This is a genomic window from Pseudomonas izuensis (assembly GCF_009861505.1).
Classification (GTDB): Bacteria; Pseudomonadota; Gammaproteobacteria; order Pseudomonadales; family Pseudomonadaceae; genus Aquipseudomonas; species Aquipseudomonas izuensis.
In genome coordinates this window covers 1-10,811 of sequence record NZ_WTFT01000001.1, presented here as the reverse complement: position 1 = coordinate 10,811, position 10,811 = coordinate 1, and the positions used below count along the sequence as shown (strand labels likewise).

Sequence of the window (10,811 nt, the reverse complement as noted above, 5' to 3'; positions counted from 1 at the left end):
TAGGACCAAATCCCGCAGGGGACTACAATCGCCACCCCGCCTCGATGGCTGATCCAACCCGCCCATGCTGACCTGTTCCGTATACCCGCTGCCCTATCGTGCCAACCCCGCCGAGTACTTCGCGGCCATTCGACATGCCCCCGGTGCCGTGCTGCTCGACAGTGGCCGTCCCAGCGCCGAGCGCGGACGGTTTGACCTGCTCAGTGCCTGGCCGCTGGAACAGTTGACGGTGGCGCCTGACGAAAGTGGTGGCCATTTCCTGCAGCGTCTGCGGGATAACCTGACGCGACTGGGTGAAGCATCCCTGCCCGCACCCTATGAATTGCCATTCGCCGGCGGTTTGATCGGCTACCTGAGCTACGACTTCGGCCGCCACCTGGAGAACCTGCCGAGCCAGGCCCTGGATGATCTGCAATTGCCGGATGCGCGTTTCGGCCTGTACGACTGGGCACTGATCAGCGATCACCTGCAGGCCACCAGCCAACTGGTGTTTCACCCGACGCTGGCCGACAGCGAGCGCCAGCGCCTGATCCAGCTGTTCAACCAGCCCGCCGCTGAAGGGGCCGAGCGGTTCACACTGCAAGCGCCCATGAAGGCGGACCTCAGTGCTGATCAGTATCAACAGGCGATCGAGCGTATTCAGCAATACATCCAGGCCGGCGACTGCTATCAGGTCAACTTCGCCCAGCGTTTCCGCGCGCCCTGCCAGGGTGATCCATGGGCGGCGTATTGCGCCTTGCGCCTGGCGTGCCCGACGCCGTTTTCCGGTTTCCAGCGCTTGCCAGACGGTGGCGCGGTGCTGAGCCTGTCACCGGAGCGCTTCGTCAAAGTCAGCGAGCGCCAGGTGGAAACCCGCCCGATCAAAGGCACGCGCCCGCGGGGCCTCACGGCTGCCGAAGATGCCGCCAATGCCGCCGAACTGCTGGCCAGCCCCAAGGATCGTGCGGAAAACCTGATGATCGTCGACCTGCTGCGCAACGACCTCGGTCGCACCTGCCGCACCGGTTCAGTCCGGGTGCCGGAACTGTTCAGCCTGGAAAGCTACCCCAATGTGCATCACCTGGTGAGCAGCGTGACCGGCGAACTGGCGGATGACCGGGACGCACTGGACCTGATCGCCGGCAGCTTTCCCGGCGGCTCGATTACCGGCGCACCGAAGATTCGCGCGATGCAGATCATCGACGAGCTGGAGCCGACCCGACGCGGGTTGTATTGCGGCTCTTTGCTGTACCTGGACGTGCGCGGCGAGATGGACAGCTCCATCGCCATTCGCAGTTTGCTGGTCAAGGACGGGCAGGTGTGTTGCTGGGGGGGCGGCGGGATTGTGGCGGATTCCGAGTGGCAGGCGGAGTATCAGGAATCGATTACCAAGGTGAAGGTGTTGCTCGAAACCCTTCAAAACCTTTAAAAGCATCGCGGGCAAGCCTTGCTCCCACAGGATTTGTATCGCTCTTGTGGGAGCTGGCTTGCCAGCGAAGGCGTCAGAACAGACGACTAAAGGCTCAACGCCCGATTCGAAGCCTTGATGAACTCCTGCTTCAATTCCTCAAACGTATGCACCGCCGGAAACTGCGGGAACTCGCGAATCACATTGTCCGGTGCATGAAACAGAATGCCGGCATCCGCCTCGCCCAGCATCGTGGTGTCGTTGTAGGAATCCCCCGCCGCAATCACCCGGTAGTAGAGGCTCTTGAACGCCAGGACTGACTGACGCTTGGGATCTTTCTGACGCAACTGATAGCCCGTCACCCGCCCTGTTTCGTCCGTAATCAGACGATGGCAAAGCAAGGTCGGAAAGCCCAGTTGACGCATCAATGGCTGAGAAAACTCATAGAAGGTGTCCGACAGAATCACCACCTGGAAGCGCTCACGCAGCCAGTCGACGAATTCGATGGCACCGTCCAGCGGTTTGAGCGTGGCGATCACTTCCTGGATATCGGCGAGTTTGAGGCCGTGTTCGTCGAGAATCCGCAGACGCTGCTTCATCAACACGTCGTAGTCGGGAATGTCCCGGGTGGTGGCCCTGAGGGATTCGATCCCGGTTTTTTCGGCAAACGCGATCCAGATTTCCGGGACCAGCACACCTTCAAGATCCAGACAGGCAATTTCCACAAGACACTCCCATTTGTATTGTTTATTGAGTCGAGCGAGCCCGAACTCTAGCGACTCCACCCCCACCGCGCAACGCAGAGGACGCCCCGGTCGGTGCAGCTTTTTGTTAACATCGACTCCATATAGAGCGCCCAGCGCCACCGACCTGTAGGAAGCCGCCCTGATGAGCCCAACGTTCGACGTCGTGGAACTCGCCACGACCTATGCCAACAAATCTGCCCAGGACATCCTGAAACTCGCGTTCTCCGAGTTCGGCGATGACCTGTGGATATCTTTCAGCGGTGCCGAAGACGTGGTGCTGGTGGACATGGCCTGGAAGCTGAACAAGAACGTCAAGGTGTTCAGCCTCGACACCGGTCGCCTGCACCCCGAGACCTACCGTTTCATCGATCAGGTGCGCGAGCACTACAAGATCGACATCGAACTGGTGTCGCCGGACTACACCAAACTCGAACCGTTCGTGAAGGAAAAGGGACTGTTCAGTTTCTACAAGGACGGCCATGGCGAATGCTGCGGCATCCGCAAGATCGAACCGCTGCGCCGCAAACTGTCCGGCGTCAAAGCCTGGGCTACCGGCCAGCGTCGCGATCAGAGCCCCGGCACCCGCAGCGCCGTCGCGGTGATGGAAATCGACAGCGCGTTCTCCACCCCGGAGCGCACCCTGTACAAATTCAACCCGCTGGCACAGATGACCAGCGAAGAGATCTGGGGCTACATCCGCATGCTGGAGTTGCCGTACAACAGCCTGCATGAGCGCGGTTTCATCAGCATCGGCTGCGAACCCTGCACCCGCCCGGTATTGCCGAACCAGCACGAGCGTGAAGGTCGCTGGTGGTGGGAAGAAGCCACGCAGAAGGAATGCGGGTTGCACGCCGGGAATATCATCAGCAAGTCCTGATCAATGGCCGTGTGATGTCTCCTGTGGGAGCAAAGCTTGCTCGCGATAGCGGCGTGTCATTCAACAACTGTATTGACTGGAACACCGCGATCGCGAGCAAGCTTTGCTCCCACAGGATTTCCATCCAACCCGAGAAAATGTGTACACACAAATGTCACCATCGGTGCCATTTATGTGTGCACTTTTTGTTTCTGCGCCCCCAAAAGTTACATTTCCCCCGCCTCAAATTGCGCTGCCACTCCTTCTGAAACCCCGTCCAGAAAATAAATACCTGTTCGATCAGTCAGCTTATATCGCCCGTTTTTCAGCGGTTTAGCCTCCACTGATAACAAAACGAAATGAGCAGCGATTTCCATAGATTCTGGACTGGCACAGATCTGGCTTAAGTGCATACATGTTTTGTATACAATCAATTCAAAGCATACATACACTTTAGATCCGCAAGCCTGAAGCGCCCTATCCCGTACAGGCTGCAGATGCCCCGTAACCAATGATATTCGCCACCCGCGACGAAGATTTGTCGAGCCCACGCTCATGCACAGTCATCGCGGCGTCGAGCATCAGGAGCCTGCCGGAATGCGTACAAGCCTCTCCAATAACAATATTGCGCTGGATCTACCCTCCTCCCATTCCACTCACACCGTCGGCGAGCAAACCTTTGAATGCCCCGTGGTGCTCAGCCCGCGCCTGCACAACAAGGATTTGGCGCCGACCAAGGCCGAAGGTCGACGCTGGGGTCGCTACAGCATTTTCGCCCTGTGGACCAACGACGTTCACAACATCGCCAACTACTCGTTCGCCATCGGCCTGTATGCCCTGGGCCTGGGTGGCTGGCAGATTCTGCTGTCCCTGGGGATCGGTGCGGCTTTGGTGTACTGCTTCATGAATCTCTCCGGCTACATGGGCCAAAAGACGGGTGTGCCGTTTCCGGTCATCAGCCGGATCAGTTTCGGCATCCACGGTGCGCAAATTCCTGCATTAATCCGCGCCGTCATCGCCATCGCCTGGTTCGGGATTCAGACGTACCTGGCTTCGGTGGTCTTCCGTGTCCTGCTGACCGCCATACACCCCGGTTTCGCCGACTATGACCATGACTCGATCCTGGGCCTATCGACCCTGGGCTGGGTGTGCTTCGTGGCAATCTGGTTCGTGCAGCTGGCGATTCTCGCTTACGGCATGGAGATGGTGCGGCGCTACGAGGCGTTTGCCGGGCCGGTGATTCTGCTGACTGTCGCCTCACTCGCCGGGTGGATGTACTTTCAGGCCAATGCAACCATCGCCTGGTCGATCCGCGAGCCGCTGAGCGGCGGTGAGATGTGGCGCAATATCTTTGCCGGCGGCGCGCTGTGGCTGGCGATCTACGGCACGCTAATCCTTAATTTTTGTGATTTCGCCCGTTCTTCGCCGTGCCGCAAGACCATCAAGGTCGGAAATTTCTGGGGCTTGCCGGTCAATATTCTGGTGTTCGCCTCCATCACCGTCCTGCTGTGCGGCGCGCAATTTCAGATCAATGGCCGGATCATCGAAAGCCCGACCGAAATCATTGCTTCGATTCCCAACACGTTCTTTCTGGTCCTCGGTTGCCTGGCGTTCCTGATCGTCACCGTGGCGGTCAACATCATGGCCAACTTCGTCGCCCCGGCCTTCGTACTCAGCAACCTCGCGCCCAAATACCTGACCTTTCGCCGGGCAGGGCTGATCAGCGCAACCATTGCGGTGCTGATCCTGCCGTGGAACCTCTACAACAGCCCACTGGTGATCGTGTACTTCCTCTCGGGCCTTGGCGCGCTGCTCGGCCCGTTGTATGGCGTGATCATGGTCGACTACTGGCTGGTACGAAAAGGCCGGATCAACGTGCCGCAGTTGTACAGCGAAGACCCGAACGGCGCTTATTACTACAGTCGCGGGGTCAATTTGCGCGCCGTGGCGGCGTTCATTCCCGCTGCCTTGATCGCCATCGTTCTGGCGCTGGTACCCGGCTTCCACCTGGTATCGCCATTCTCCTGGCTGATCGGCGCCGGTATTGCCGGAATGCTCTACCTGATCATCGCCAAACGCCAACCTCATTACGCCGACGTCAGCGGTGAATCCATCGCCGTCGATAACGTCAGCCACTGACTCCATCGCGGCCCGGCAGTGTCGGGCCGCAGACACACTCTTTTATAAGCATCCCGCTAAAAGGACTTCCCATGCGAATTCTCGTGGTCAACGTCAACACCACCGAATCCATCACCCAGGCCATCGCCCGTTCGGCGCAGGCCGTTGCTTCTCCCGGTACGGAAATCGTCGGCCTGACACCCCACTTTGGCGCCGACTCCATCGAAGGCAATTTCGAAAGCTACCTGGCCGCCATAGCGGTCATGGACCGGGTGATGTCCTACGACCAACCCTTCGATGCGGTGATCCAGGCCGGTTACGGCGAACACGGCCGTGAAGGTCTGCAAGAACTGCTCAACGTGCCGGTGGTGGACATCACCGATGCGGCGGCGAGCACCGCGATGTTCCTCGGTCATGCCTACTCGGTGGTCACCACCCTCGACCGCACCGTGCCGTTGATTGAAGATCGACTGAAACTGTCCGGTCTCTGGGATCGCTGTGCTTCGGTGCGGGCCAGTGGCTTGGCCGTACTGGAACTGGAACACGAGCCGCAACGCGCACTGGAGGCCATCGTGCGGCAGGCCGAACTGGCGGTGACCCAGGACAAGGCCGAGGTGATTTGCCTGGGCTGCGGCGGGATGGCCGGGCTGGATGAGCAGATTCGCCGACGTACCGGCGTGCCTGTGGTGGATGGAGTGACGGCGGCAGTAACCATTGCCGAATCGCTGGTGCGGTTGGGGTTGTCCACCTCGAAGGTGCGGACTTATGCGACGCCGCGGCCGAAGAACATCATTGGCTGGCCGGGGCGGTTTGCACGGTAGACCGCGTTATCGTTCATCGCGGGCAAGCCTTGCTCCCACAGGTTCTGCGCCGTTCACATCACCTTGGTACGACACAAAACCTGTGGGAGCAAGGCTTGCCCGCGATGGCCACACCTCGGTATCAAATGGCACTAAACCTCTGCCCCAACCCCTGCTCGGCAAACTGCTCGATAATGAAATCGACAAACGCCCGAGTCTTGCCCGGCAACAGTTTGTGCTCGGCGTAATAGATCGAAATATTGCCATCATCGACATACCAGTCCGGCAATACCCGCTGCAACTTGCCCGCGTCCAGATAGCCCACGGCGAAGGGCATGCTCACCAGCGCAATGCCCAGGCCCTGGGTCGCCGTGGCACACGCCGCTTCCGAATCGCTCATGGTCATACGCGCTTTCAGGGACAGCGGACTGTGTTGCCGGCTGCGGCTGGTCAACTGCCAGGAGCGTACGCGGCCGGTCTGCGGCGAGCGAATCAGGATGCCATCGTGATGCTTGAGATCGTCGGGGTCGATGATTGCGTCGTGCGCCGCCAGATAGTCCGCAGAAGCGACCAACACGCGATGGGCCGGTGTCAGTTTGCGCGCCACCACGCCTTGAGGCAGTTCGAATCCACCACCAATCGCAGCATCGAAGCCCTGGCCGATAAGATCGACCTGACGGTTATCGAAATGCCAGTCCGGGTTGATCGCCGGAAAGCGTCGCAAAAACTCCCCGAGCAACGGCACGATATACAAGCGCCCGAACACCGTGCCCATGCTGACCTTCAACGTCCCCGCCGGACGCCCCTCGGCGCTGGCGAGATTGGCCACGGCATTCTGGATTGTGTGCAAACTGGCACTGACTTCGCCGAGGAACAGCTGACCTGCCTCTGTCAGCGTCAGGCTGCGGGTACTGCGCTGGAACAGCCGCACACCCAGCCGCGCTTCAAGTTTGGCGACGCTTTTGCCCACCGCTGCCGGTGTCAGGCTCAAGCGTCGTGCGGCTTCGGCGAAGCTGCCGACCTCAGCGCTGCGCACAAAGCATTCGATACTGCTGAAGGTTTCCATGGTCGTCACTATAAACTTTTGGTTTACACAGACTATCGTAATTACCGTCTACACAGCGTGTAATCGGAAATCGATACTAGGCTCCATCAACCGGGACATCCTGCCTCGGGACTTTGGAGATCGATATGACTACTCAGAACCTCAGCGGCAAAGTGGCTTTGATCCAGGGCGGCTCCCGCGGGATTGGCGCTGCCATCGTCAAACGCCTGGCCGCTGAAGGCGCGACAGTCGCCTTTACCTATGTCAGCTCCGCGGCCAAGGCCGAAGAATTGCAAAACAGCCTCATCGCCAACGGCGGCAAAGCCCTGGCCATCAAGGCTGACAGTGCCGATGCCGACGCCATTCGCAATGCCGTGAACGCCACCGTAGAAGCCTTTGGTCAACTGGATATCCTGGTCAACAACGCCGGCGTGCTGGCCGTCGCCCCGCTGGAAGATTTCAAACTCGAAGATTTCGACCAGACCCTGGCCATCAACGTACGCAGCGTGTTCATCGCGACTCAAGCCGCCGCCCGCCACATGACCGAGGGTGGCCGCATCATCAACATCGGCAGCACCAACGCCGATCGCATGCCCTTCGCCGGTGGCGGCCCGTACGCCATGAGCAAGTCGGCGCTGGTCGGCCTGACCAAAGGCCTGGCCCGGGACCTCGGACCCAAAGGCATCACCATCAACAACGTGCAACCCGGCCCGGTCGATACCGACATGAACCCGGCCGATGGTGACTTTGCCGACAGCCTGATTCCGCTGATGGCCGTAGGGCGTTACGGCAAAGCCGAAGAGATCGCCAGTTTTGTCGCCTACCTCGTCGGTCCGGAAGCCGGCTATATCACCGGTGCGAGCCTGACTATCGACGGTGGTTTCGGCGCCTGATACAGGTCAGCTCAATACAATCCCCCTGTAGGAGCGAGCCTGCTCGCGATAGCGGTAGATCAGAGACATCAATGTCACCTGACACACCGCCTTCGCGAGCAGGCTCGCTCCTACATCGGGATTTGTGTCAGGCCCAATTGAGCGCTGGCAAACCACAAGCACTCGGCCTGAACGCCTTCAACGTACGAAGAATCCCATCAGCGTGTGCGTATTTTTCATCAGCCATCGCAACATCCGGAATCGCAATTGCCGTCATCCCCGCCGCTTTCGCCGCCGTGACACCGAACGGCGAGTCCTCGAACACCAGGCAATCCTTCGGCGCAACACCCAGGCGTCGCGCAGCGGCCAGGAAGATATCCGGTGCCGGTTTGGCCGCGCCAACTTCCGGGTCATCAGCAGTGACGATGGTGTCGAACAGCGCGAACCACTCCCGATGCAAGGTGGTTTTCTGGCCAAACGACTGGCTCGACGAACTGGTACCCACCGCGATGGGAATGTTATTGGCCTTAAGATGCCGTACCAATTCCTGTGCGCCTGGCATCGCTTGTGCTGTAGGAAAACGCTCGCGCATCAGGGGCTCGCGGATCAGCAGAAATTCCTCGGCGCTGATCGGCAAGTCCAGCGCTTCGACCACGTAACGGGCCAGGTCGCCGGCGCCACGACCGATGATGTTCTGCTTGATGCTCCAGTCGAATATCCGCCCATAGCGCCCGGCAATGATGGACGTGACTTCGGTGTAAATGCCCTCGGTGTCCAGCAGCAAGCCGTCCATATCGAATATCACGGCCTTGATCGGGCCGAACTCATTCAGCGCTGCATTCATCGCATCAGATCCGTTTTCAATGGCATCCCAGGCGGCTCGGGTGCGGCCGGTTCCGTGATGGATTAAAGGTTTCAGCAGCATAGCGAGCGCGGCTGGCATAGAGCAATGGGCAAAAAACGAGCCCTGTTTAAACAATGACAATGATTTAGCGATTCGCCCTACAGCAAACACCACCTTTCCCGACTTCTTTCTCGACTGATCCACCGCAGAGTTTCGCGCTCCCTCTTCAGCCGAGCGAAAGACTGCGCATGTTCGATCCTGACAAGCTGCTGGCCCTGAACAACACCATTGGCTTGCTGGTGGTCGCCGCGATGAACCCGGAGCGACCGGACATCGAAGCACTGCTCGGTGAATTCCGCCTCTGCCTCAACGACTACGAGGCCTGGGCGGAAAGCTTCTGGACCGGCGGCGCACTGGATGTCGAGCAGGTGTTCAAGGTCGGCAATGACGTCCGCCTCAGCGCGCCGAAGAACGCCACCACACCCATCAGTTCCACCGTCGCCATGTGCCCCGCCAGCGGACCGTTGACTCTGGTGCATATGTTTGAAGCGGCGCGCTTCGTGCCGATCGGCAATACGCCAGTGATGCTCGAACCTTTGCTCAACGAAGGTCAGGGTGAATCACAGTATGGCGCACCGATTCACAAAACCATCGGCCCCGGCGGCATCCTCGAAATCCCCGATTGCTGGCGCGGCAATCGTTACCGCATCACCTTTTTTCCCAACGTCACCACTGATCACATCAAAGCACTTTACGACTCCTACCAAGGGGTCGTCAGTGAGCTGGAAGGCTGGTTGCGCAACGAGTGGGAGAGCGAGTTTCAAACACAGTGGGCCGGGTTTTCCGAGGCAGGCTTCACCCAACGCTACGGCATGCTGCAACGCGCCGACTGGCGGGGCTTCGAGAACGCGCTGAACGGTTTGTGGGATGACGTAAAGCAGCTCTACGCCCTGATCGCCGACCTGCAGGCCAACAGCGCAAAACTCCTTGAATACCTGACCGAGGCCGAACTCGAGACGCTGCTGAAGGCATCGACCGACGCCATCGCCAATCTGTTGCTGGTGCTGAGCGACGAGCCATTGATGTTCATTTATCTGGCGGCTTTCACCAGTTGGCTGAAGATGTTGCCGCCGCAATACATCGCCGAAATCGTGGCGCAAATTCGTACAGAGCTGCTGATCAGTTTCCTGCTGGTGTGCTTGACCGGTCCTATAGGGCTGAAGCTCGGCATGAGCACCAAAGTGCTGGGCAGGATCAAGTCCGAGCGTGCTCGACGCCGGCTGGCCGCGGCGGGTTTGCGACTGGCAGAACTCACGAGCCGCCCTGACCTGACCGCTCACGCGGGCGCTCTCAAGCCCTTGATGGTGAGTGCCCGAAACGCACCGCTGAAGCCTGCACCTGCCGTGCCGCTACAGATCAGAACGGCGGGTTCGGCCGATAGGCTGGTAGACAATCCGGTTGCCATTGCGCGGAACAAGTCTGAAGCAAGGACGCGCCTAGGGCGACAGGAACATCGGGACGACGTTCCCAAACCGGCGAAAAATCCCAACGGCGACAGCGCCGAACCCGCCGCCCACACCGCCACCCACGGCTGTCCGCTGTCGCTGGTCACCGGCGAGGAACTGCTGAGCCTCACCGACGGCACCCTCGACGGTCTGCTGCCGTTCGCCTTCACCCGCCTGTATCGCACCAGTGCCGTCGACCTCGACAGCGGCCTCGGCTTCGGCTGGAGCCATTCACTGAGCCAGCGCCTGGAGCTCGACGGCGACACGGTCACCTGGATCGACCCGGAAAACCGCCGCACGCCGTTTCCCCGGCCGAGCCAGGCGCGCCCGGCGATCCACAACAGCCTGGCGCGGGCGGCGATCTACCTCGGCGAGCAGGCGGATGAGCTGATCGTGGCGCTGGCCGGTGAGGCGCCGCGTTTCCAGCACTTTATGGGCGGGCGTCTGAGCGCCATCAGCGACGCCTACGGTAATCGGCTGACGGTGCAACGCGATTTTTCCGGCCGCATCCAGCGCCTGGATAACGGCGCCGGGCGTTGTTTGCGGCTGCGTTATGACCGCCAGCACCTGATCGCCGTCGACTACCAGTGCTTTGACCTGGGGGGGGGGGTGGGCCCGGGGCGGGGGCCGGGGTCGGG

General features: G+C 60.1%; 9 protein-coding genes. 6 read left to right on the top strand and 3 right to left on the bottom strand.

The features are described 5' to 3' along the window. Nucleotides 1-64: 64 nt before the first annotated feature. Nucleotides 65-1,408 carry an aminodeoxychorismate synthase component I gene (gene pabB, locus GPL81_RS00045; RefSeq protein WP_160104728.1) on the top strand — a complete coding sequence of 448 codons (1,344 nt, stop codon included), beginning with the start codon at nt 65-67 and terminating at the stop codon, nt 1,406-1,408. An 86-nt stretch (nt 1,409-1,494) separates the two neighbouring features. Here the strand turns inward: pabB and thrH are convergent, their stop codons facing one another. Further along, nucleotides 1,495-2,112 (bottom strand): bifunctional phosphoserine phosphatase/homoserine phosphotransferase ThrH, encoded by a 618-nt coding sequence (gene thrH / locus GPL81_RS00040; protein ID WP_160104727.1) that lies wholly within the window; start codon nt 2,110-2,112, stop codon nt 1,495-1,497. A 163-nt stretch (nt 2,113-2,275) separates the two neighbouring features. Between thrH and GPL81_RS00035 the strand changes: the two genes are divergently transcribed. From GPL81_RS00035 to GPL81_RS00025, 3 genes are all read left to right on the top strand, one after another. After that, entirely contained in the window at nt 2,276-3,010 is a 735-nt protein-coding gene (locus GPL81_RS00035; RefSeq protein ID WP_160104726.1) for a phosphoadenylyl-sulfate reductase, read from the top strand. Nucleotides 3,011-3,586: 576 nt separating this feature from the next. Further along, a complete protein-coding gene (locus GPL81_RS00030) occupies nt 3,587-5,128 on the top strand; it encodes an NCS1 family nucleobase:cation symporter-1 (RefSeq protein ID WP_160104725.1) in 1,542 nt (513 codons plus the stop codon). 71 nt (nt 5,129-5,199) lie between these two features. Beyond that, nucleotides 5,200-5,928, top strand: a complete 729-nt coding sequence (locus tag GPL81_RS00025; protein ID WP_160104724.1) for an aspartate/glutamate racemase family protein — start codon at nt 5,200-5,202, stop codon at nt 5,926-5,928. Between the two features lie 121 nt (nt 5,929-6,049). Here GPL81_RS00025 and GPL81_RS00020 read toward each other — a convergent pair whose 3' ends face one another. After that, nucleotides 6,050-6,973 carry a LysR family transcriptional regulator gene (locus GPL81_RS00020; RefSeq protein ID WP_160104723.1) on the bottom strand — a complete coding sequence of 308 codons (924 nt, stop codon included), beginning with the start codon at nt 6,971-6,973 and terminating at the stop codon, nt 6,050-6,052. A gap of 125 nt (nt 6,974-7,098) precedes the next feature. On the opposite strand from GPL81_RS00020, the gene GPL81_RS00015 reads away from it, so the two are divergent. Continuing rightward, nucleotides 7,099-7,845: a 3-oxoacyl-ACP reductase family protein gene (locus tag GPL81_RS00015; RefSeq protein WP_160104722.1), complete on the top strand. Its 747-nt coding sequence runs from the start codon at nt 7,099-7,101 to the stop codon at nt 7,843-7,845. A 127-nt stretch (nt 7,846-7,972) separates the two neighbouring features. Here GPL81_RS00015 and GPL81_RS00010 read toward each other — a convergent pair whose 3' ends face one another. Further along, on the bottom strand, nt 7,973-8,668 hold the full coding sequence (locus tag GPL81_RS00010; RefSeq protein ID WP_160104721.1) for an HAD-IA family hydrolase: 696 nt from the start codon (nt 8,666-8,668) through the stop codon (nt 7,973-7,975). Nucleotides 8,669-8,916: 248 nt separating this feature from the next. On the opposite strand from GPL81_RS00010, the gene GPL81_RS00005 reads away from it, so the two are divergent. Beyond that, a partial coding sequence (locus tag GPL81_RS00005; RefSeq protein ID WP_246218858.1) for a DUF6531 domain-containing protein occupies nt 8,917-10,811 on the top strand: 1,895 nt, incomplete at its 3' end.